The organism is Pseudomonas sp. B21-053 (assembly GCF_026016365.1).
In the GTDB taxonomy this organism is placed as follows: Bacteria; Pseudomonadota; Gammaproteobacteria; order Pseudomonadales; family Pseudomonadaceae; genus Aquipseudomonas; species Aquipseudomonas nunensis.
In genome coordinates this window covers 4,249,641-4,272,183 of record NZ_CP087205.1, presented here as the reverse complement: position 1 = coordinate 4,272,183, position 22,543 = coordinate 4,249,641, and the positions used below count along the sequence as shown (strand labels likewise).

At 60.7% G+C, this 22,543-nt stretch carries 21 protein-coding genes; 9 read left to right on the top strand and 12 right to left on the bottom strand.

Annotated elements, in window-relative coordinates:
- The first annotated feature begins 310 nt into the window (after positions 1-310).
- Positions 311-1,222 (top strand): LysR family transcriptional regulator, encoded by a 912-nt coding sequence (locus LOY68_RS19055; RefSeq protein ID WP_054051212.1) that lies wholly within the window; start codon positions 311-313, stop codon positions 1,220-1,222.
- Positions 1,223-1,238: 16 nt separating this feature from the next.
- On the opposite strand, the gene argE is transcribed toward LOY68_RS19055, so the two are convergent.
- The 4 genes from argE to LOY68_RS19035 form a co-directional block, all read right to left on the bottom strand.
- Positions 1,239-2,387: an acetylornithine deacetylase gene (argE, locus tag LOY68_RS19050; protein WP_265039111.1), complete on the bottom strand. Its 1,149-nt coding sequence runs from the start codon at positions 2,385-2,387 to the stop codon at positions 1,239-1,241.
- Positions 2,384-3,061 (bottom strand): DUF1028 domain-containing protein, encoded by a 678-nt coding sequence (locus LOY68_RS19045; protein ID WP_265039109.1) that lies wholly within the window; start codon positions 3,059-3,061, stop codon positions 2,384-2,386. Before LOY68_RS19045 ends, argE begins: the two co-directional genes overlap by 4 nt.
- A gap of 139 nt (positions 3,062-3,200) precedes the next feature.
- Positions 3,201-3,617, bottom strand: a complete 417-nt coding sequence (locus LOY68_RS19040; protein ID WP_054051217.1) for a RidA family protein — start codon at positions 3,615-3,617, stop codon at positions 3,201-3,203.
- Between the two features lie 20 nt (positions 3,618-3,637).
- The gene (locus LOY68_RS19035; RefSeq protein WP_413787201.1) at positions 3,638-4,984 is read right to left on the bottom strand and encodes a flavin-containing monooxygenase; all 1,347 of its coding nucleotides are present in this window, start codon (positions 4,982-4,984) and stop codon (positions 3,638-3,640) included.
- 138 nt (positions 4,985-5,122) lie between these two features.
- On the opposite strand from LOY68_RS19035, the gene LOY68_RS19030 reads away from it, so the two are divergent.
- Complete coding sequence (locus tag LOY68_RS19030) at positions 5,123-5,512, top strand: ester cyclase (protein WP_265039104.1); 390 nt, start codon at positions 5,123-5,125, stop codon at positions 5,510-5,512.
- Between the two features lie 148 nt (positions 5,513-5,660).
- On the opposite strand, the gene LOY68_RS19020 is transcribed toward LOY68_RS19030, so the two are convergent.
- Entirely contained in the window at positions 5,661-6,089 is a 429-nt protein-coding gene (locus LOY68_RS19020; protein WP_163914230.1) for a nuclear transport factor 2 family protein, read from the bottom strand.
- 100 nt (positions 6,090-6,189) lie between these two features.
- Between LOY68_RS19020 and LOY68_RS19015 the strand changes: the two genes are divergently transcribed.
- Positions 6,190-7,812 (top strand): diguanylate cyclase domain-containing protein, encoded by a 1,623-nt coding sequence (locus LOY68_RS19015; protein ID WP_265039102.1) that lies wholly within the window; start codon positions 6,190-6,192, stop codon positions 7,810-7,812.
- Between the two features lie 28 nt (positions 7,813-7,840).
- Entirely contained in the window at positions 7,841-8,263 is a 423-nt protein-coding gene (locus tag LOY68_RS19010; RefSeq protein WP_163914244.1) for an HD domain-containing protein, read from the top strand.
- Positions 8,264-8,711: 448 nt separating this feature from the next.
- Here the strand turns inward: LOY68_RS19010 and LOY68_RS19000 are convergent, their stop codons facing one another.
- Both LOY68_RS19000 and LOY68_RS18995 read right to left on the bottom strand, forming a co-directional pair.
- Complete coding sequence (locus LOY68_RS19000; protein WP_265039100.1) at positions 8,712-9,167, bottom strand: GFA family protein; 456 nt, start codon at positions 9,165-9,167, stop codon at positions 8,712-8,714.
- The gene (locus tag LOY68_RS18995; protein ID WP_265039098.1) at positions 9,164-9,622 is read right to left on the bottom strand and encodes a GFA family protein; all 459 of its coding nucleotides are present in this window, start codon (positions 9,620-9,622) and stop codon (positions 9,164-9,166) included. Before LOY68_RS18995 ends, LOY68_RS19000 begins: the two co-directional genes overlap by 4 nt.
- 129 nt (positions 9,623-9,751) lie before the next feature.
- On the opposite strand from LOY68_RS18995, the gene LOY68_RS18990 reads away from it, so the two are divergent.
- Positions 9,752-10,654, top strand: coding sequence for a LysR family transcriptional regulator (locus LOY68_RS18990; protein ID WP_265039097.1), 903 nt, complete (start codon positions 9,752-9,754; stop codon positions 10,652-10,654).
- Here the strand turns inward: LOY68_RS18990 and LOY68_RS18985 are convergent.
- Positions 10,648-14,709 carry a bifunctional nitrate reductase/sulfite reductase flavoprotein subunit alpha gene (locus tag LOY68_RS18985; protein WP_265039095.1) on the bottom strand — a complete coding sequence of 1,354 codons (4,062 nt, stop codon included), beginning with the start codon at positions 14,707-14,709 and terminating at the stop codon, positions 10,648-10,650. The genes LOY68_RS18990 and LOY68_RS18985 overlap by 7 nt on opposite strands.
- Before the next feature lie 572 nt (positions 14,710-15,281).
- Between LOY68_RS18985 and nirB the strand changes: the two genes are divergently transcribed.
- A complete protein-coding gene (gene nirB, locus LOY68_RS18980; protein ID WP_265039094.1) occupies positions 15,282-17,843 on the top strand; it encodes a nitrite reductase large subunit NirB in 2,562 nt (853 codons plus the stop codon).
- Positions 17,843-18,229: a nitrite reductase small subunit NirD gene (gene nirD / locus LOY68_RS18975; protein ID WP_265039093.1), complete on the top strand. Its 387-nt coding sequence runs from the start codon at positions 17,843-17,845 to the stop codon at positions 18,227-18,229. The genes nirB and nirD overlap by 1 nt, the downstream gene beginning before the upstream one ends.
- A 269-nt stretch (positions 18,230-18,498) precedes the next feature.
- On the opposite strand, the gene arsH is transcribed toward nirD, so the two are convergent.
- The 4 genes from arsH to LOY68_RS18955 all read right to left on the bottom strand — a co-directional run bounded on the left by arsH (position 18,499) and on the right by LOY68_RS18955 (position 21,179).
- The gene (gene arsH, locus LOY68_RS18970; protein ID WP_265039091.1) at positions 18,499-19,188 is read right to left on the bottom strand and encodes an arsenical resistance protein ArsH; all 690 of its coding nucleotides are present in this window, start codon (positions 19,186-19,188) and stop codon (positions 18,499-18,501) included.
- A 12-nt stretch (positions 19,189-19,200) separates the two neighbouring features.
- Positions 19,201-19,671, bottom strand: coding sequence for an arsenate reductase ArsC (locus tag LOY68_RS18965; RefSeq protein ID WP_265039089.1), 471 nt, complete (start codon positions 19,669-19,671; stop codon positions 19,201-19,203).
- Between the two features lie 20 nt (positions 19,672-19,691).
- On the bottom strand, positions 19,692-20,039 hold the full coding sequence (locus LOY68_RS18960; protein WP_265039087.1) for a metalloregulator ArsR/SmtB family transcription factor: 348 nt from the start codon (positions 20,037-20,039) through the stop codon (positions 19,692-19,694).
- Positions 20,040-20,546: 507 nt separating this feature from the next.
- Entirely contained in the window at positions 20,547-21,179 is a 633-nt protein-coding gene (locus LOY68_RS18955) for a TetR family transcriptional regulator (protein ID WP_265039085.1), read from the bottom strand.
- Positions 21,180-21,310: 131 nt separating this feature from the next.
- Here LOY68_RS18955 and LOY68_RS18950 point away from each other — a divergent pair, with 131 nt between their 5' ends.
- A complete protein-coding gene (locus LOY68_RS18950) occupies positions 21,311-21,967 on the top strand; it encodes an O-methyltransferase (RefSeq protein WP_265039083.1) in 657 nt (218 codons plus the stop codon).
- A 135-nt stretch (positions 21,968-22,102) separates the two neighbouring features.
- The gene (locus tag LOY68_RS18945; RefSeq protein WP_265039081.1) at positions 22,103-22,447 is read left to right on the top strand and encodes a cupin domain-containing protein; all 345 of its coding nucleotides are present in this window, start codon (positions 22,103-22,105) and stop codon (positions 22,445-22,447) included.
- Positions 22,448-22,543: the final 96 nt, after the last annotated feature.

The following is a 22,543-nucleotide window of genomic DNA, read 5'->3' as shown; positions in this document are numbered from 1 at the left end:
CGACGCTTTTCTTGTTGGAGTGATCATGTGCAAAGCCTCGGCATAGATAAATTAGTAAGTTTGTTGCTTCAAGCCTTAAAAAAAATATGCCCCGGGGTTGGGTGGGTCCGGTATGTTCTGGGTTGATCGCGGGGCGTTCAGATACCCCGCAGACTGGCGCAACCAGATCCCCGTAGGAGCTGTCGAGTGAAACGAGGCTGCGATCTTTTAATCTTGATCTTTAACATCAAAAGATCGCAGCCTCGTTTCACTCGACAGCTCCTACAGGGGAAGTGTGTGGCCATGGTTGATGTGTTTTCTGGAGGTCCGCATGGCCGCTTACAACTTGCGACAGCTGCGTTATTTCGTCACCACCGCCGAGTGCGGCAGCGTGGCGGAGGCTTCGCGCAAGCTCTATATCGCTCAGCCGTCGGTGTCGACGGCGATCAAGCACCTGGAAGAAAGCTTCGGCGTGCAGCTGTTTATCCGCCATCACGCCCAGGGTGTTTCGCTGACGCCTAGCGGCTCGCGGTTTTATCGCAAGGCGCTGGAGCTGCTGCGGGTCGCGCACGAATTTGAGCAGAACGCATTGGCGGATAATGACGTGGTGGCCGGGCAGATCGATATCGGCTGCTTTGAAACCGTCGCGCCGCTGTACCTGCCGCGTTTGATCGCCGGTTTCAAGGAGCGCTGGCCAGGCGTGGAAATCCGTATTCGCGACGGCGAACAACAGGAACTGGTGCAGGCCCTGACCGCTGGCAGCATTGATCTGGCGATGCTGTTTGAACACGATCTGGACAGCACGATTGAGACCGTTCCGCTGATGCCACCGCAGCAACCTTACGCCTTGCTGCCGGCGGACCATCGCTTCGCGCAACAGGCGAAGGTGTCGCTGGACGACCTGGTGCTGGAACCGATGATTCTGCTCGACGTGGTGCCGAGTCGCACTTACTTCGTCAGCATCTTCGAAGAGCGCGGATTGACCCCGCACATCGTCTTCAGCTCGCCTTCAATCGAGATGGTGCGTGGCATGGTCGGCCGTGGTTTTGGCTTTTCGATTCTGGTGACCAAACCCTTCTCGCCGTACACCTATGACGGGCAACAACTGGTGTGCATTCCGCTGGCGGAAACGGTGACGGGCTCGGGGTTATCGGCGGCGTGGCTCAAAAGGTCGCAACTGACCAAACCGGTGCAGTTGTTCGTGGATTATTGCCAGGAAGAACTGGCCCGACTCTACACCTGAGTGTCGGGCCTACCGCTCAACTGATCGATGCCAGCATCCGTTGCAGCAAGGCGTCGCAGCCGTCCAATTGCTCGATGCTGACAAACTCATCCGGCTTGTGGCCCTGGTCCATGCTGCCCGGACCGCAGACCACCGTCGGGATCCCCGCCGCGTCAAACAGACCGCCCTCGGTGCCAAATGCCACAGTGCCGAACTCCCGGGAACCGGAAAATGCCGCGATCAGTTCAGCGGCTTCGCTGTGGGCATCGGTGGCCAAACCGGGATAGGCCGACAACTCGCTGAAGCGGATGTCGCTCTGCTCACTCACGGCGCGCATGCGTGGCAAAACCTGTTTTTCGGCATAAGTCTTCAGTTCCTGCGCGACATCGCTTGGATCGAACGAGGGCAGGGCGCGGATTTCAAAGTCGAAACGGCAATCGGCGGGGACGATGTTCAACGCCTTGCCACCGGCAATCACCCCGGTTTGCACAGTGCTGAAGGGCGGATCGAAACGCTCGTCCTGATGCTCCGGTGCTTTGAGTCGTTGGCCAATTCGCCCGAGTTCACCGATCAGTTCGGCGGCGTATTCAATCGCGTTAACCCCGAGCGGCGCGTACGCCGAATGGCAGGCTTCACCGTGAATATCGCAACGCATCGCCAGTTTGCCTTTGTGGCCAAGCACGGGTTTGAGTTCGGTCGGTTCGCCAATGATGCACAGCATCGGTTTGACCGGGCGCTGCTCCAGCGCTTTGAGCAGCGAGCGCACGCCCAGGCAACCGACTTCTTCATCGTAGGACAACGCGATGTGCACCGGCCGCCGTAGCGTCGCCTTGACCAGCGACGGCACCAGCGCCAATACGCAGGCGATGTAGCCTTTCATGTCCGCCGTGCCACGGCCGTACAGCTTGCCGTCGCGCTCGGTCAGTTCGAACGGCGCAACGCTCCACGGTTGGCCGTCCACCGGCACCACATCGGTGTGCCCCGACAGCACAATGCCCGGCAGTTGCGCCGGGCCGATGGTTGCGAACAGATTAGCCTTGCTGCGTTGCTCGTTGTAGACCAGTTCGCACGGCACCTCGAAACCGGCGAGGTAGTCGCGAACAAACTCGATGAGCTGCAGGTTGGATTCGCGGCTCGTGGTGTCGAACGCCACCAACGCTTGAAGCAAATCGCGGCTGCTGCTCATCGGTCGTCTCCGGCAACGCCGTAGCCAGGGGCGCGATCGGGTGCCAGGGCGCGGTCGATGTAATCCTGAACCTGTGGGCGATAGGCGACCCATAGGTTTTCCAGTTCGCCGATCGGGTCTTCATCGGCCCAATCCACGCGCAGGTTGATGATCGGCCAGGTCAGTTCGCCGACCACCACCATCGCGGCAGAGTGCACCGGCCCGGCTTCACCGCCCGCGACCATCGCGGCTTGCATTGCGGCCAGCAAGCGGTCGGCCAGTTGACCCTCGCCCTGTTCGAACGCGCGGACCATGGCTTCAATCACCGAACGATCCGTGAGCATGTTGCCAGCGGCCACACACTGCTCGCCGGACACGGCGTTGTGATTGCCGAGGGTTTGCGAACCGCTGAAATGTGCGGTGCGGCCGAGGTGGTCAATCGCGGTGATCTGGCGATATTGGCTGTAGCCGTTGCGGGTCAGCACCTTGTCCAGCGCATCCGAGGGTGAAAGCCCTTGCTCCATGAGCGCGAGGGTTTCCGGGCCGAGGGAGGGCAGGGTGATGTTTTGCGTCGAGACCGCGCCGACACCTGGCAGCAACCATGGGCAGCGGGCGCCGACGGCGATGCTTGAGGAGCTGATTGCGATGCCGAACTGGCCGGTTTCGGGGCATCTTGCGGCGATGGAAAAGGTCATGGTTTTGCTCCTTGTTCAGCCTTGGAGAAAAGGGTGTCTGGGCGGGCGCCTTCGCGGGCAAGCCTCGCTCCTACATTTGGAATGCGTTCCCCTGTAGGAGCGAGGCTTGCCCGCGAAGGCCGCCCCTCGGTCTGTTTCCTTACTCAGGAATCACCGCAATCACATCAATCTCCATCAACCACTGCGGTTGTCCCAGCGCCGACACCACCAACCCGGTCGAAATCGGGAACACACCTTTAAGCCACTTGCCGACTTCCTGATACACCGGCTCGCGGTAGCGCGGGTCGATCAGGTACGTGGTGGTCTTGACGATGTGGCTCAGGTCGCTGCCGGCTTCTTCCAGCAGTTGTTTGACGTTGCGCATCGCTTGCTCGGCTTGGGCACGCGGGTCGCCGAGGCCGATCAGGTTGCCTTCGAAATCAGTACCGACCTGGCCACGAACATACACAGTGTTGCCGGCGCGGACGGCCTGGCACAGGTCGTTGTCCAGGCTCTGGTTCGGGTAGGTTTCCTTGGTGTTGAACATGCGAATACGGGTATGGGTTGGCGTGGACATGTGAAGCTCCTGAACAAGTATTAAGCGCTGACGCTGGTTTTATGGGCGACGGGGGCGGTCTCGGCTGCACGCTCGTCCGCATCGCGGTACTCGAGGTACGAACGCTGGATAGCGATGTGGTCCGCGACGTACTTGGCGTCGTGCCACACGCCCCAGATAAACGACGAGCCGCGACGGGACTGCCAAGGCAGGCCGAGGAAATACACGCCCGGCTCGCTCGACACACCGCGCTGATGCTGCGGCTTGCCGTTGTTGTCGAAGGCGTTGACCTTCAGCCAGCTGTAGTCCGTGGCAAAACCGGTGGCCCAGATGATCGAGGTCACGCCGGCCTTGACCAGGTCGAGCTCAAGAATCGGGTTGCTCACACACTCCGGCTCCGGGAAGGTGTGGCGCGCTTCGGGCTCTTCCGGCAGGTCCAGGCCATTGCGCTCGATGTAGGCGTCTGCGGCATCGAGCAGCGCGCGGTAGTTCTCGTCGCCACGGGCCAGGTTTTCCGCCAGGTTCGGCTCGAAAGACGCCACGGCGCCATTGAACGATTGAGTCAGGCCGACCAGCGTCATGCCTGCATGCGCCAGGCCCCGGAAGTCCACGGTGCGGCCGCCATGGGCACCGCTCACCGCGATGGTCACGTGTTCACGGCCAGGCTTCATCGCCGCTTGATCCCACTCGCCCAGCACACCCAGCCACCAGCAGAAATCACGGTTGCGATAGGCGCGAGGAGGGCGGTCGTGGGCGCCCACCGAGAGATAGACTTTCTTGCCGGCGCCCTGCAATTCATCGGCAATCTGCACCCCCGACGAGCCGGCGCCCACCACCAGCACCGCGCCTTCGGGCAACTGCTGCGGATTGCGGTATTCGGCGGAGTGAATCTGGGTGAACGGTGCGTCTTTCGGCGCAATCGGCGGGATCACCGGACGCTGGAATGGCCCGGTGGCAGCCACCACGCGGTTGGCTTCAATCACGCCTTCGGAGGTTTCGATGGTGAAGCCCGGGCGACCGACATTGCGCTCGACCTTCAGCACGTCCACGCCGGTACGGATCGGCGCGTTGAATTTCTTGGCGTAGGCTTCGAAATAATCCGCCACCCGCTCTTTCGGGGCAAAGCCGTCGGGGCTCAGGTCGTCGAATTCCATACCGGGAAAGCGATCGTGCCAGGCCGGACCATTGGCCACCAACGAATCCCAACGCCCGGTGCGCCAGCGTTCGGCAATGCGATTGCGCTCCAGCACCAGGTGTGGCACACCGAGTTTGCTAAGGTGTTCACTCATGGCCACGCCAGCCTGACCGGCGCCGACAATCAACGTATCTGTTTTTATTGTTTCTGTGGTCATTTCTCTACCCTTCGAAGTGGGAGTCAGGTCGGTTATGGCCTGCCATCTCTTGGGGTCAAGACTAGGGTTCACCCTGGTATCGGTAAAATATTATTAAGCTGGGAACTGAGCATAAATAACGGATGCAGAGGCTTTGACCCTGACTGAAAGGGCTCGCAAGGGAGAGATTAAGCAATGTACAAACAAGCACTCAGCGACACTTATCGCGCCTACATCGACTGCCTCAACCGTCAGGATTGGCCAACCCTGGGCCAACTGCTCGATGAAAACGTGCACTACAACGGCGAGCGCGTCGGGCTGGCCGGCTATCGGGCGATGCTGGAGCGCGACTTTCGCGCGATCCCAGACCTACGTTTCGTGATCGAACGGCTTATCGCCGACCCACCGCATATCGCCGCCAGGCTGTGTTTCGATTGCACGCCGGTGGAGGAATTGTTTGGCCTGCCAGTGAATGGGCGACGGGTGGCTTTTACCGAGAACGTGTTTTACGAGTTCAAGGACGGGAAGATTTGCGCTGTGTGGTCGGTGATCGACAAAGCGGCCGTCGCGGCACAGATTATTTGAAACATGCCAACTACATTTTTGACTTCACCTGGAAACCCTGTGGGAGCGAGCCTGCTCGCGAAGACGGTGGGTCAGCCGACATCAATGCGCAATGACACACCGCATTCGCGAGCAGGCTCGCTCCCACAGGGACAGCATTAAGGTTCGATCAGGCCTTGCTGGCCGCCAGATAAGCGCCCAGTCGGCTGCCCATCTCCGCCCCCAACGCCTGCAAACCGCTCAACGGACGCACCATCACTTCAAACTCGACGATTTTCCCTTGTTCGTCGAAGCGGATCATGTCGATGCCTTTCAGCGCTTTTCCGCCGACGTTGGCACTGAACTCCAGCACGACGTTCAACCCATCCGCCGTTGCCAGTTCGCGGTGGTATTCAAAGTTTTCGAAGACGTCGAACACGGTGTTGAGGATCATCGACACCACGGCCGCGCCTGGATAAGGCGTGTGCGCCATGGGCGAGCGGAAGACGGCTTGTGGGTCGAGCAATTCGGGCAAGGCTTGCAAGTTCCCGGTGCGGATCATCGCGTGCCACAGGGTCAGGGATTCTGCGGCTTTGGGATGCAGGTTCAGTTCAGACATTATCAACTCCTGTTTTTTGTTATTGGTCGAGCGCCGAGAGGGTAGATCAAAAGATCATAGCCTTCAGGATCATGCTGGCATATTCGGATACACTTCCGTGATGCCAAAACATCATCACTCGCCCCTGCGTCTAAGTCGAATCGCTCACAGCATCGTCACTCGACTGCTGTTGTTGGCGCTGTGCATGGTCATTTTTGGTGCCGTCGTGCGTTATTTCGTCTTGACCAATTTTTTGCGTGAAGATTTGAGCGCCGTGGTGGAAGGCCAGCAATTGACCTTGGCCACCTATGTTGCCCGGGATATCGACTACAAAATCGTCCAGCGCCAACTGATGCTGGATCGCCTGGCCGATTCCGTTCCGGTCGATCTCCTGACACAACCGCAGCAGTTGCAAGCCTGGCTGAAATCGCATTACGAGTATCAGACGCTGTTCACTGCGGACTTATTTATCGTCGGTCCAACGGGGCGTTTGCTCGGGAGTTATCCGGACCCCGTCGACACCGATTATGCCGAGCGTGATTACGTCCGGGCGGGACTGGCGGGGCGCTCCCTGATTGGTCAACCGGCGCTGGACAAGACCACCCAAGCGCCGATCCTGCCCATGTCCGCGCCCATCAAGAATGCCGCCGGTGAAGTCCAGGCCGTGCTGGTTGGCATCAGCGTGCTCGGTACGACAGGGCTTTTGGATGCACTGCTGCAAAGTCGGGTGGGCGATGCCACGGGGGATTTCCTGCTGGTGTTCCCCGACAGTCATTTGTTTGTCGAGTCGTCCAGCCGTGACGTGCAACTCAAGCCCACGTCGGCTCCCGGCGTCAACGCACTGCATGACCAGGCGGTGGCGGGGTTTCGCGGCACCGGGCTGACGCTCAATTCCCAAGGTGTCGAGGAAGTCGCCGCCATCGCCTCGGTCCCGAGCGCCAACTGGTTCATCGTCGCGCGCTTGCCGGCCAGCGAAGCGTTTGCCACGGTGACGCGCACCCAGCATTTCTTGCTGAAAGGCGCCGTGTTGTCGATTGTGTTTTTTGCCACGTTCGCCTCGATTGGTTTGTACTTTGTTTTCCGGCACCTGTTCCGTGCCGCCGAACAGGCCGACCGCATGACCCGCGATGAACTGCCCCACGCGCCCCTGGAAGTGGTGCGCGATGATGAAGTCGGGCATTTGATCTCGGCGTTCAATCGTTTGTTGGTCAAGTTGAATGACAAACAGGACGAACTGAAAAAGATCGCGCATCACGACACCCTCACGGGGCTGAGCAACCGGCATCATCTCTCCGGTCAGCTTCGGCAAGTGCTGGCGCAGGCGCGACGCACAGACACCCAAGTTGGTTTGCTGTTTATGGACCTCGACGGTTTCAAACACATCAACGACAGCCTCGGGCATGAGGCCGGTGATGAGGTTTTGCGTCAGGTGGCGCGGCGTTTTTCGTCGGTGGTGCGCGAGAGCGATACCTTGGCGCGCATCGGCGGTGACGAGTTTGTCGTGCTGCTGAGCGACCTTGGGAGTCATGCCGAAGAGACGCTGAGTACCGTGGCAACCCATTGCATCGAAGCCTTGAATGCGCCGTTTTTCATTTCCGGCACGGTGTGCATCGTCGGTGTTTCGATTGGCATCGCCTTGGGTAACGGGCAGAGCTCGGCCGATACGCTGCTGCTGGCCGCCGACCGTGTGATGTACCAAGCCAAGAAAACCGGGCGTGGGCGGTATGTGACGTACAAACTGTAGGCCGGCCTTTAACTCAAGGAGAACCGAAATGACCCAGTCACTCGAGCGTGCCATCGCCATCGCCGCTGCCGCCCACGAAGGGCAGGTCGACAAGGGCGGCGCGCCTTACATCCTGCATCCGCTGAAAGTCATGCTGCGCGTGACGACCCTGGAAGAACGCATCGTCGCCGTGCTGCATGACGTGGTGGAAGACACCGGCATCAGCCTCGAAGCCCTGCGTCAGGAAGGCTTCAGCGAAGCGGTGTTGGACGCCATTGCATCGGTGACCAAAGTGCCGGGTGAATCCTACGAAGCGTTCGTCGAGCGTGCAGCGCTGAACCCGATTGGGCGGGTGGTCAAGCTCGCGGATCTGGAAGAGAACAGCGACTTGTCGAGGATTGCCCAGCCGTCGTGGGAGGACCTTGAGCGGGTTGAGAAGTATCGGCGGGCGATTGGGGTGTTGCGCTCGTAAGGACAGCATTCCTCGAACACTGCAGGAGCAAAGCTTGCTCGCGATGGCTCAGGCACATCCAAGTTCAATGCCGACTGACACCTCGCCTTCGCGAGCAGGCTCGCTCCCACACTGGATTGAAGTCGCCCACAAAACCGGCGTCCGACGCAGATCCCTTGTGGGAGCGGGCTTGCTCGCGAAGGGGCCGGCACATCCAAGTTCAATGCCGACTGACACCCCGCCTTCGCGAGCAGGCTCGCTCCCACACTGGATTGAAGTCGCCCACTAAACCGGCTTCCGACGCAGATCCCCTGTGGGAGCGGGCTTGCTCGCGAAGAGGCCTGCTCATTCACCATCGACGGCGACTGACACTCCGCCTTCGCGAGCAAGCCCGCTCCCACAGGGGATCTGCGGAACACTGAACATTGTGGGAGCGAGCCTGCTCGCGAAGAGGCCAGCACTGCTTGCCTCAGTTCTGACCGCGCTGCGCGTATTGTTGCACCAGCGGTCCAAAGTCCTGCGGCGCAGGGAATTGCTCAAAGCCATGTTCTGCGCCGGTCGTGACCCACGGCAGTTTTTCACTCGTCCACGTTTCGATAAACGGGATGTAGCGTTGCGGGTTTTCGAGGAGGCTGGAGCGGACGCCGATCACCTGATCATTGCCTTCCGGCCGGGTAAACAACCAACTCAGGCAATGCGGGCAGAAGAAGTGTTGCGTCGGCCCATGCAAGCCACCGATGACGGGGTTGCCTTGTGTGACCACAAAGCTTTCCGCCGGCACCAGAACACTCAGGGAGAAAGCGCTGGACGCCATTTTCTGGCAACCCGTGCAGTGGCAGGCCGTGGTGATGAGCGGCGGGGCGCGCAGCTCAAAAGTAACCTGGCCGCAACGACAACTGCCTTTATCCATGACTGAGTGATTCATCGAACATCCGCTGCCGTTTCGGATGCCTGCAACGCTTGAGCGAACGCCTGAGGGGTCGGACTTTGCGGCCAGGTCGCAATACCCTCCGGCAACATCAGCCACGGTTGTTTGTGTTTGACCCAGATATGCGCGACCGGCTGCAGGGAGGGGCTGTGATCCAGTGTCCCGGCGCGCAGCACCAACATCCCCGGCGCCGCGCTGGTGGTGTTGTAGAGTCGGGTATGGCAGACGCTGCACAGCGTGTGAATGGAGTGCTGGCCGTCGGCGTCATAGGCATAGTGCGTCACCGGACCTTCATGACTGATGGCCTCCGATGGCATCAAGGCGTGGAGGGCGAAAGCGCTGCCACTCCAGGTCTGGCAATCCCTGCAATGACAGGCATAGACCGCCAGCGGCGCATCGGTTGCGAGGGTGTAGTGCACGGCGGTACAGCGGCATTGGCCGGTCAGCGTCATATGAAAAGCTCCTTTCAGCATCAGGGTCGCGGATAAAGCAGGGCGCCCGTGGGATATTCTTGGCCAGCATGACGTTGTGCTCCCAGAAAGAAAATCAGCCAAAGCTGCCCAACGGCTCATAGGAAATGTATGAACGCTCCTCAACTACAGTGGGAAACCCAGCGTGCCTTTTTGGCCGTACTGCGCACCGGCAGCCTGTCCGGCGCGGCACGTTTGTTGGGCATCGCGCAGGCGACGGCGCGACGGCGGATCGAGGCGTTGGAGCAAAGTGTCGGCGTCAGCCTGTTCATCCGTTCTCCCGCCGGATTGTTGCCGACGGAGATGGCCAAGGACCTGATCAGTCATGTCGAAGCCATGGCCATGGCAGCGAACGCATTCAATCGGGCTGCGTCAGCCGATGCGGGGCTGGCCAGTGGCACGGTTCGCCTGACCAGCAGCAAGCTGCTCGGGGTTGAAGTGCTGCCTCCGATGTTGCGCACATTGCGCCAGGCCTGTCCGCAATTGGCCATTGAACTCAGCGTGTCGAACCGTCTGCAAGCGCTGGCACGGCAAGAGGCAGACGTGGCAGTGCGCATCCGTCGGCCGACCGAGGCATCGGTGGTGACGCGCAAAGTGGGTGACTTGCGCGTCGGGCTGTACGCCACGCCTGATTTGCTGGCGGAGCAGGGCACGCCGGCTACTGCGGCGGAGTTGCATCGCTACCCGCTGATCGGACCGGATCGCAATCTGGTGGAAATAGAGTTTCTGCGCGAGAGAGGCTTCGACTGCGCGGCGGAGCCTGCACTCATTCGCACCGACGACCATCTCGCGCAACTGGCTGCACTGCGCGCAGGGCTGGGAATCGGCGTCTGTTCCAGTCAGTTGGCCCAGCGTTACGGGCTGGTTCGGGTGCTGCCTCGGCAGGTGGATTTCTCAGTCGATGTCTGGATTGCAATGCATCAAGACATGCGCCGGGTTCAACGGATTGCCCTGGTATTTGATGCACTGGGCGAAAGCCTGAGGGATTTTCTGGAGCAACCGCCCATTCAATAAACATCCCGCAAATAGCGCTTTTGCTCACTCATCTGCCGCCAATAATCCGCAGCACTTTCCTGACTCAACCCGCCATGCCGCTGCGCCACTTGGCGCAACGCCTGGTCGACATCCTTGGCCATGTGCCCGGCATCGCCGCAGATGTACACCTGCGCACCTTCCTGTAGCCAGCGCCACAGTTCGGCGCCTTGTTCGCGAATGCGGTCCTGCACGTAGATTTTCTCGGGTTGGTCCCGGGAAAACGCCAGGCTGAGTTGCGTGAGCAGGCCGTCGTGTTGCATGCCCTGGAGTTCATCGCGGTAGTAGAAATCGGTGGCGGCATGTTGCTCGCCGAAGAACAGCCAGTTGCGGCCCTGATCGCCCCGGGCGCGGCGTTCTTGCAGGAAGGCGCGGAACGGTGCGACGCCGGTGCCTGGGCCGATCATGATCATCGGCAGGTTGCCATCGGCGGGCGCGCGGAAGTACTTGGATGGCTGGACGAATATCGGGACTTCGCCGCTTTCCAAGCGGTCGGCGAGGAAGGTTGAGGACACGCCTTTGCGTTTGCCGTAGCGAACGGCGGCCACGGTGAGGTGGACTTCTTGCGGGTGCGCCTTGGAGCTTGAGGCAATCGAATACAGGCGCGGTTGCAGGCGTTTGAGCGTGCCCAGCAGCTCTTGCGCCGAGCAGTCGATCGGGAACTCCTGCAGCACGTCCGCCAATTGCCGGCCCCACAGCCAGTCTTTCAAGTCAGCTTTGCGTTCACTGCCCAGCAGGTGTTTCAACGCCGGGTTGGCACTGCGTTCGGCGATGAAAGCCAGGGTGTCGAGGTTGGGCCGGGCGATTTCCAGGTGTTCGGTCAGCGCCTGATGCAGCGCGACTTCACCGAGCTTGTCGAGGTTCACAGGCGTGTCAGCACCGAGTCGGGTCAGGTCGAGCAATTCATCGACCAGTTCCGGGCAGTTGCGCGGCATCACACCCAACGCATCGCCCGCTTCGTAGCTCAGCCCGGAATTCGCCAGGTCCAGGGAAAACATGCGGGTTTCCTTGTGGCGACTCTGTTGGTTCAGGTGACGGTTGATCAGCAGTCGTGACGCGTGTGGCTTGGCTTTGTCGGGCGTCTCGATGGGGCTGGCGGTGATGCTCGGTGCCGCCGGTTTCAGCGTTTGTTGGAATTGGCTGAGCCACGCCTCCGCACGTTCTTCGAATTCCGTGTCGCAATCGACCCGTTCCAGCAGTCGGGTCGCGCCCAATTCCTGCAAGCGTTGATCGAGTTGCTTGCCGTGTTTGCAGAACTGGTCGTAGTTGGGATCGCCCAGCGCCAGCACCGCAAATCGCAGCGACTCCAGACGGGTCTCGGCGGTCTTCAGGGTGTGCCAGAAACCTTCGCCGTTATCCGGCGGATCGCCGTCGCCGAAGGTGCTGCTGATCAGGGCCAGCGTGTGGGTGCTTGCCAGTTTGCTTGCCGGGAAATCCGCCATGGCGCTCAGTTCCACGGTGATCCCGCCGTCACGCAAACGCGCGGCAAAACGCTCGGCCAGGGCTTCGGCGTTGCCGGTTTGCGAGGCCCATAACAAGGTCACGCTGGGGCCGCTGTCAGTGTTCAGTTGTGGCGTGCTTGATTCGATACGGCTGAACAACCCGCCGAGCAAACCGTCCAGCCATAACCGCGAATCAGCGGCCAGCGGCGCATTGGCGGGCAGGGTAGGGACACCCACCGCCTGGCGCCCGGCCGGGGACTGCAAGCCGCTGAGAAAACCGGCGAGGTAGGTGCGTTCACTGTCGCTCAGTTGTGGAGAAGGCACGCGACTGATGCCGGCGAGATCGGCGAAGGCCTCGATACGCGACATGGGCAACTCCTCGGACAAGTGGGGGATTTCATTGGCAACCGGCGCCGGCACGTCGAGAAACGAATGCTCGATCAGTTCAACCCGTTGCAGGGCGACGGCGCAGAACTTGAATTCAGGCTGCAGCGAAATCGGGTCGACGGCATCGTTGGTGACCGCGTTGATCGCCAGGTTTGCACCAAACACGTCGTTCCAGTGAAAGGGCGCAAAACAGTTGCCCTGGCGCACCCGGTCGGTGACCACCGCCGGCAGCACCGCGCGGCCACGCACTGAGCGCACTTCAACGTGATCCTTGTCCTTGATCCCGAGGCTGGCGGCATCTTCCGGATGCAGCTCCACGAAGGGCCCAGGATTAAGTTTGTTCAGGGTCGCGACCTTGCCGGTCTTGGTCAGGGTGTGCCATTGGTGCTGCAAGCGACCGGTATTGAGCACAAAGGGAAAGTCCTCGCCCGGCATCTCCGCCGGTGGCATGTGCGGACGCGGGAGGAAGATGCCTTTGCCGTGCTCGGTAGCGAATACGATGGCGGGTTGGCGGCCATCGTTGTCGACCTTGAGCGTCTGGCTCACACCGTTGTTCAGGTAGCGAATCGGATTGCGATCCGCTGCCTCGCCTGTCGCGCAGGGCCATTGCAGCGGTTGGTCCCGCAGCCGCGCATAACTGGCACCGCGAATGTCATAACCGGTCTTCGGGTTCCAGGCCTGTTTGATCTCTTCGAATACCTGCGACGCACAGGTGTAGGTGAAGGCCTCGGCGAAGCCCATTTCGCAGGCGACCCGGGCGATGATCTGCCAGTCGGGCAGCGTTTCGCCGGGCGGCTCCACGGCTTTTTGCATCAGCGTCAGGTTGCGCTCGGAGTTGATCATCACGCCCTCGGCCTCGGCCCACAGCGCGCCGGGCAGGAGGATGTCGGCGTAGCGGTTGGTCTCGGTGTCGAGGAATGCATCCTGGGTGATCACCAGTTCGGCGGCTTGCAAGCCGTCGATGACTTTCTGCCGGTTGGGACCCGAGGCGACCGGGTTGGTGCAGATGATCCAGCAGGCTTTGATCTGGCCGGCGCGCATCTGCTCGAACATGTCCACGGTGCCGCCGCCGACCTTGCGCGGCAGGCTGTCGTGGGGGAGGCGCCACAGGTCTTCGATGAACTGCCGATCTGCCTCGACCAGCGCCGAGCGCTGTCCCGGCAAGCCTGGGCCCATGTAGCCCATTTCACGACCGCCCATGGCGTTCGGTTGTCCGGTCAGGGAAAACGGTCCGCTGCCCGGCCGGCAAATCGCCCCGGTGGCCAAGTGCAAATTGCACAGGGCATTGGTGTTCCAGGTGCCATGGGTGCTTTGGTTGAGGCCCATGGTCCAGCAGCTCATCCACTCGGCGGCCTGGCCGATCCATTCTGCGGCTTGGCGAATGTCGGCCTCGGGAATGCCGGTGGTTTCGGCGACGATGGCTGGCGGATAGTCTTCGAGGAACGCCGGCATGACGTCCCAGCCTTCGGTAAACGAGGCAATGAAATCCGGATCGGTGTGGCCGTTTTTCACCAGCAGATGCAGCAAGCCATTAAGCAACGCGAGGTCGGTGCCGGGTTTGATTTGCAGGAACAGGCCCGCCTTGTCCGCCGTGGCGCTGCGCCGTGGATCGACCACAACCAACTTCGCCCCGGCCTTGACCCGATCCATCATGCGCAGGAACAGAATCGGGTGACAGTCGGCCATGTTGGCACCGATCACGAAAAACAGATCCGCGTGATCAAAGTCCTCATAGGAACCTGGTGGTCCATCAGACCCGAGGGACAGCTTGTAACCGCTGCCCGCACTGGCCATGCACAGGCGCGAGTTGGACTCGATGTTGTTGGTGCGGACAAAGCCTTTGGCCAACTTGTTGATCAGGTACTGGGCCTCCAGCGACATCTGCCCCGACACATAGAACGCCAATGCATCCGGGCCGTGGGCATCGAGGATGGCGCGCAGTCGGCTGGCGGTTTCGCTGATCGCCTGGTCCATGGCGATTCGCACCGGATCACGATCGCGCTCGTGACGCAGATAAGCGTTTTCCATCCGCCCCGACTCGGCGATCGCCTGGCCGCAGGTGGTGCCCTTGGTGCAGAGTCGGCCGAAATTGGTCGGGTGCGCCTTGTCGCCGGTGACCTTGACGACCCGGTTGTCCGCGACCTGCATGACGATGCCGCAACCCACGCCACAATAAGGACAGACGCTGCGTACGCTGGTGTTTGTCATCCTCGCCCCTTGAACTCGTGCCTGCACTTGCCCGACCCGCAAGCAAAAAAAAGCGCCATGTGACCCTCCGTTAAAAAACGGGAGTTACACGGCGCCTTTGTCGTAGGTGGGCAATCTGCGTTGACTGCTTTGCTGGTGTTCCTAGCAAGTCACGCGCCAGAAGTATTGTTCAGGCTTGAGCGGCCGATAATCAGCGGGATTCGCGCTCCGGTCCGGCGAACCGCCATGCGTATTCGGTGCACTTTTATATGGCGCCGTGCACCAGTCGGAGGCGCGATATCCGCGTTTCCCATCGCTGTGACAACCTCCGAGCGCTGTAGCCACTGGCTTGCACTGGTTGGCACAATCGCTGCAAGCCCTTGTTCAAACCCACCGTCGATACACACGGTGGGTCGCCCCCTCGGTCAACGACGATCGAATGGCCAACAGGTCGTGGGCTACATCGGTGGATCAGGCATAGACGTCTGGTTTCAACACCGCAAAAGAACAGGCAAAGATGCCTGGAACCGCAAGGTTTCAGGCGTTTTTTTTTGCTTTTTGAACCGTGATTGGCCGTGCGAAGGGTGCTTCTTATGAATTCCAATGTTGCCGCGTTGAACAAATTGCAAACGCTGATCGTGATCGGCAATGGCATGGTCGGACATCATTGCGTCGAACAACTGATCGAGCGCGGGGCGCTGGACCATTACCGCCTGCACGTCTTCAGCGAAGAGCCGATGCGTGCCTACGACCGTGTGCACTTGTCCGAGTATTTCACCGGTCGTGATGCCGAGTCGCTGGCGCTGTCGGACGCGTCTTTGTACCAGACGCCCGGCGTCACTTTGCATCTGGGTGTGCCAGTGCTGGAAATCGACCGCGCTCGTTGCGAGGTGATTACCGCTCAAGGCTGCGTCGCTTACGACAAGTTGATCCTGGCCACCGGCTCCTATCCATTTGTACCGCCGATTGAGGGCGCCGAGGGCGATTCGCGACTGGTGTATCGCACGCTGGAAGACCTCGACGCGATTCGTGCCGCAGCGGCCAACGCCCGGCGCGGTGTGGTGGTCGGCGGTGGCTTGCTCGGTCTTGAAGCCGCCAACGCGCTGAAAAGCCTGGGGCTGGAAGCGCATGTCGTCGAGTTCGCCCCACGGCTGATGCCGGTGCAGCTGGATGACTTCGGTGGCCTGGCGCTGAAGGCGCAGATTGAACGGCTGGGTGTCGGTGTGCATTTATCCCGCGCCACGCAATCGATCAGCGCCGGCGCGGATTACCGCTACCGCATGAATTTTGCAAACGACGAATTCCTTGAAACCGACCTGATCGTGTTCTCCGCCGGTATCCGTGCGCAAGATGCGCTGGCTCGCCAATGCGCACTGGACATCGGCCCGCGCGGTGGCGTGGTGATCAACGACGAATGCCTGAGCAGCGACCCGAACATCTACGCCATCGGCGAGTGCGCGGCGTGGAATGGCAGCTTGTTCGGCCTGGTCGCGCCGGGTTACCAGATGGCCCGTGGGGTGGCCGCACAGGTGTGCAACCAGACCGCCGAGCCGTTCCTGGGCGCGGACATGTCGACCAAGCTCAAACTGCTGGGCGTGGACGTCGGTTCCATCGGCGATGCCCACGCCCATACGCCGGGCGCGCGCAGCTATCAGTTCATCGACGAAGCCACCGCCAGCTACCGGCGCCTGGTGGTGGACCCGACCGGCAAGTACGTGTTGGGCGCGGTGCTGGTCGGCGACAACAGCTACTACGACACGCTGCTGCAATACATGCAGAACGCCATCGCGTTGCCAGCGGAACCGGCCAGCCTGATCCTGCCCTCGTCCGAAGGCGCGCCGACCCTCGGCCCTGGCGCGTTGCCCGAATCGGCCACGGTGTGCTCGTGCCACAACGTCACCAAAGGCGCGATCTGCTCGGCCATCGACGGCGGCTGCACCGACCTCGGCCTGCTCAAGTCGCAGACCAAGGCCTGCACCGGTTGCGGTGGTTGCGCCGGGTTGCTCAAGCAAGTCTTCGAGCATGAGCTGATCGCCCGTGGTGTCAGCGTCGACAAGAGCCTGTGCGAACACTTCGCCTACACCCGTCAGGAACTCTATGCGCTGGTGCGGGTGGAAGGGGTGATCACCTTCGAAGAACTGCTGGCCAAGCATGGCCGAGGCCACACCGGTTGCGACGTGTGCAAACCGGCGGTGGGCTCGATCCTCGCCTCGTGCTGGAACCAGCCGATCATGGACCCTTCGCTGGTGCCGTTGCAGGACACCAACGACACCTTCATGGCCAACATGCAAAAGAACGGCACGTACTCCGTGGTGCCGCGTATCCCCGGTGGCGAAATCACCGCTGACAAGCTGATCGCGATTGGTGTGGTGGCGAAGAAATACGACCTCTACACCAAAATCACCGGCGGCCAGCGCATCGACCTGTTTGGCGCGCAGTTGCATGAGTTGCCGGACATCTGGAGCGAGCTGATCGAAGCCGGTTTCGAAACCGGCCACGCCTACGGCAAATCCACGCGCACGGTGAAGTCCTGCGTCGGCAGCACCTGGTGCCGTTACGGCGTGCAGGACAGCGTGAAAATGGCCCTGCTCATCGAGGACCGCTACAAGGGACTGCGCTCGCCGCACAAACTCAAATTCGCCGTGTCCGGTTGCACCCGCGAATGCGCCGAGGCCCAGAGCAAAGACGTCGGCGTGATCGCCACCGAGAAGGGCTGGAACCTTTACATCGCCGGCAATGGCGGCATGCGTCCGCGTCACGCCGAGTTGTTTGCGACCGACCTCGACGATGAAACCCTGATCCGTTACATCGACCGCTTCCTGATGTTTTACATCCGCACCGCCGACAAATTGCAGCGCACCTCGGTCTGGCGCGAGAGCCTGGAGGGCGGCCTCGACTTCCTCAAAGACGTGATCATCAGCGACAGCCTCGGGCTTGGTGCAGAGCTCGAAGCGCAGATGCAATTGGTGGTCGATCGCTACGAATGCGAATGGGCCAACGCTCTTAAAGACCCTGAAAAACTCAAACGCTTCCGCACCTTCGTCAACGACAAACGCCCGGACCCGGACATCCACTTCGTCCAGGAACGCGGCCAACGGCGCCCGATCATGGCCGCCGAACTCAACCTGATCCCGGTCACCGAGGAGATTGCCTGATGAGCCTTTCCAATACCCAACGCATGGCCGCTATGGAAAACAACGGGGCCTGGCAAACCGTGTGCGCGCAACAGGATCTGGTCGACAATTCCGGCGTGGTCGTGTGGCTCGACGGCGCGCAAGTGGCGCTGTTCTACCTGCCGCATGCCGAGGGCCAGACGTTGTTTGCCATCGACAACCACGACCCGCAATCCGGCGCGAATGTGATCGGTCGGGGGTTGATTGGCAGCATCAAGGGCGATCTGGTGGTCGCGTCGCCGATCTACAAGCAGCATTTCCGGCTGGAGGATGGTAGCTGCCTGGAGTATCCGCAACAGCGGTTGCGGGTGTGGCCGGTAAGGCTCAATGGCGGGGCGGTGGAAGTGGGAACGTTGAGTATTCGGTAAAACGAAGAACCTGTGGGAGCGAGCCTGCTCGCGAAGGCGATGTGTCAGTCAACATTGATGCTGGATGTGCCGGCCTCTTCGCGAGCAGGCTCGCTCCCACAGGGATCACCGTCGAACATAAATCCCGAGCCCACCGAAGATCCTCTGTAGGAGCGAAGCTTGCTCGCGAAGGCGGCGTGTCAGGCAACATCAATATTGACTGACCCACCGCTTTCGCGAGCAAGCTTTGCTCCTACAGGGTTTATGTGTGGCCTGAATGCCTGGTGCTATCAAATCGACCGCTGATTGACGCGCTGGGTCAGCGCTTCAGCCGACTCCTTGCGCTCCGAATAGCGGTCAACCAGATCCGGGCGCTCGCGAAGCAGGAGCGTGAATTTCACCAGTTCCTCCATCACGTCCACCACCCGGTCATACAGCGCCGAGGGCTTCATGCGGTTGTCCTCGTCGAACTCCAGAAAAGCCTTCGGCACCGAGGATTGATTGGGGATGGTGAACATGCGCATCCAGCGCCCCAGCACGCGCAGTTGATTGACCACGTTGAACGATTGCGAGCCGCCGCACACCTGCATCACCGCCAGGGTCTTGCCCTGGGTCGGGCGCACGGCGCCGATGGCCAGCGGCACCCAGTCGATCTGCGCCTTGAACACCGCCGACATCGAACCGTGGCGCTCCGGCGAGCACCAGACCTGGCCTTCCGACCATTGCATCAACTCCAGCAGTTCCTGGACTTTCGGATGATCGTTCGGCGCGTCGTCCGGCAGCGGCAAACCTGAGGGATTGAAAATCCGTGTTTCGGCGCCGAAGTGTTCGAGTAAACGGGCTGCTTCTTCTACCAGCAATCGACTGAAGGAGCGGGCGCGGGTCGAGCCGTACAACAGCAGGATTCGCGGTTTGTGCTGATCGCCATTTTCACGCTGTGCAATCAATGACGGGTCGAGGTTGGGCAGTGGATGAGTCATGGGCGGCTCCAGTTACAGCGTGCTGATGCGGTCGAGTTCACGCTTCAAGGCATCGCGATCAAGGTCGGCGAAGGGCAGGGCGAGAAAGGCAAGGCAACGGGTTTCGATACGCGCCAGGGTCGCGTGGAAAGCGGCGGATATCGCGGCTTCGTCACCCGACACATCTGACGGATCTTCCAGCCCCCAATGCGCCTTCAGCGCCGGGCCGAAGTACACGGGGCAGGTTTCACCGGCAGCCTTGTCGCAAACGGTGATGACGATGTCTGGCGGGTTGGCTTCGAAGGCGTCGTTACCTTTGCTGCTCAAGCCATCGGTGGCGATGCCGGCTGCCTGCAACGTGGTCAGGCTGCGAGGCAACACCTGGCCCTTGGGGAAACTGCCGGCACTGACCGCCTCGAAACCCGTCGGCGCCAGGTGATTGAACATCGCTTCGGAGAGGATGCTGCGGCAGCTGTTGGCCGTGCACATGAATAGAACTCGCATGGAAACTCCGTAGGGTCAGGTCAGCAGCAGGCTGCGGTATTGAGTGGGCGGTCGTGCATCTGTTTAAGCCGGGCGCTGTTTTCTTCGAGCCAATCGGCATTGGCGTGCAGGGTGGTTTCCAGCACGGCGCGCACCCAGGCCGGCAGTTCGGGGTTTAGCCGGTAATACACCCATTGGCCCTGGCGTCGATCAAGCAACAGACCGCATGCACGGAGCTGGGCCAGATGGCGGGAGATTTTCGGCTGACTGTCATCCAGCGCGCAGACCAATTCGCAGACGCATAACTCTCCTTCACGGGTGATCAGCAAAGTGGCCCGGGCGCGGGTTTCATCGGAGAGGCATTTGTAGATGGCTGGAGGACTTAGCATGGGGTGGCCGAAGATATGTGAAAGTCCGAATATACGGATATCAATATGTATTGAGCAACCCCAACTTCACATTCGATGACCGCTGAACACCGAGCGACCAACCCAATCCCCTGTAGGAGCGAGGCTTGCCCGCGAAGAGGCCGCTACATCCAAACTAATTATCGGCTGACACACCGCCTTCGCGAGCAAGCCCGCTCCCACAGGGACTATCGCCGATCACAGATTCTGAGCCCACCGAAGATCCTCTGTAGGAGCAAAGCTTGCTCGCGAAGGCGGTGTGTCAGATGACATGGTTTTTGGCTGTGACGACGCCTTCGCGAGCAAGCTTCGCTCCTACAGGGGCCTGTGTCGGCCACACATCTCGTAACCAACGCTGAACAAATGTGGGAGCGGGCTTGCTCGCGAAGGCGGTTTCACATTCAGCATTAATGCTGGCTGTCACACCGCCTTCGCGAGCAAGCTCGCTCCCACAGGTTATGCGGCGTTCAAATCATTAACCGATCAGCATCAGCGCCTGTTCAGCGCCGTGATGTAGGCACAAAACATATCCGCCATCCCATCGGAATACACCGCAATCTCATCGTGACTACGCGGGCTTCCCGAGAAAGACTTCCCCACCGAACTGAGCGTCGTGGAGACCAGATCGCAAGCCAGCGCGCGAGTTTCTTCGCAGGCCTCCGGCAACGCCTCACCCATGAAATCCTGAAAAATCTGCTGCCCCGCCGCCCGCACTTCATGAGCTTCCGGCGCATCGCGATAGAGCGGCGCGGCATCACTGAGCGCCACCCGCATCTGCGCCTCTTCGCACTCGGAACAAATAAACGCATGCACCAACGCCCGCAACCGCTCAAGCGGCGGCTTGTCCGCATCCTCCAGAATCCCGCGCAACATTTGCGTGGTCTGCTGCCACTCATCGCTCTGCAACCGGAACAGGATGGCGGCCTTGTTGGGGAAATATTGGTACACCGAGCCAATGCTGACACCGGCCTTTTCCGCCACGCGGGCGGTGGTGAAACGCGCAGCGCCTTCCTTGGCCAAAACCTGAGTAGCTGCTTGCAGAATGGCCGCCACCAACTCGGTTGAGCGGGCCTGCCGGGGCTGTTTGCGTGAGGAAATCTGCGAGGTCTGGCGGGTTGTCATGGGTGCTGCGGGCCTCGGGGCTAATGCGAATAGCGAATGTGACGAATTGTTCGCATAATTTTAATGCGACGAATTAGTCGCATCTTAGCCCCGGCGCCGACAGGCGCTCAACCTGTAAACGGGAAGCACCCATGACCACCATCACTTCGGCCCCTATGGCCTCGCTGATTGAACGCCTGTACGCAAAAGCCAATGCCGCCACCAGCCCGGTTTTCAACGACTTTTCCGCCGAGGACCGCGACCGCCTCATGCACAGCAAAACCGACTACCTCGAACTCTACGGGCTGCTCAAAGACCTGTGGCTGCCGGTCTCGCGGGACACCGGCAAACTGCTGTACACCCTGGCGCGCAGTTCAAAGGCGAGGGCTATCGTCGAATTCGGCACCTCGTTCGGCCTTTCAACCTTGCACCTCGCCGCCGCGCTGCGGGACAACGGTGGCGGTGTGCTGATCAGTAGTGAATTCGAGCCGTCGAAGATTGCCCTGGCGCGCCAACACCTCATCGAGGGCGGGGTCAGCGATCTGGTGGAGATTCGCGAGGGCGATGCGCTCGTCACACTCGCAACCGATCTGCCCGAGGCCATCGACTTGCTGCTGCTCGATGGCGCCAAAGCCCTCTACGGCGACGTCTTGGGTCTGGTAGAAAGTCGCCTCAAACACGGCGCCCTGGTGATTGCCGACAACTCCGATTACTGCCCGGAATACCTGGCCTACGTGCGCTCCCCGGCAAACGGCTACCTGTCCGTGCCTTTCGGTGAAGACGTTGAACTGTCGATACGGCTGGGTTAATCCCCCATCTGCTCAAAACCATCGCCGAGGTCATTGCTTGCAGCCCCGGCGTCACCTTTTGTCGCCTCACCGCCGATTACGTCTTTTAGGGTCTCTACTTGTAACTAGACCCTATAGGTCCACGTGGAGCGCGCAATGAGCATCGAACCGGCGGCACCCGAAACGAAAGGCGTGACGGTGATGTTGCTGGCAACGATTGACCTCGGTCCCGAGATCGAGGGCATGGCAGGGCGCCAACTCAGAATGCGCAAGGTGACCATCGAGCCCGGAGGCGTCTTCGGGCCGGTGCACAACCACATCGACAGGCCGGGAACCGTCTACATCCTGCAAGGGACCATCACCGACCATCGTAATGGCGTCGCTACGGATTACGGGCCCGGAGTGGGTTGGCCCGAGGATCGGAACACCACTCACTGGCTCGAAAACAGAGGCTCGGAAACGGCGGTGGAGATCTCGGTCGATATCGTCAGGCAAGCCTGAACGCAGGGCTTTCCTGACCATTCGTTCAATCGATAGTCATCATCAAAAAATGCGAGTTCTGTTTTTTCCTCAACGGAGGAGGATAGCGACATACCG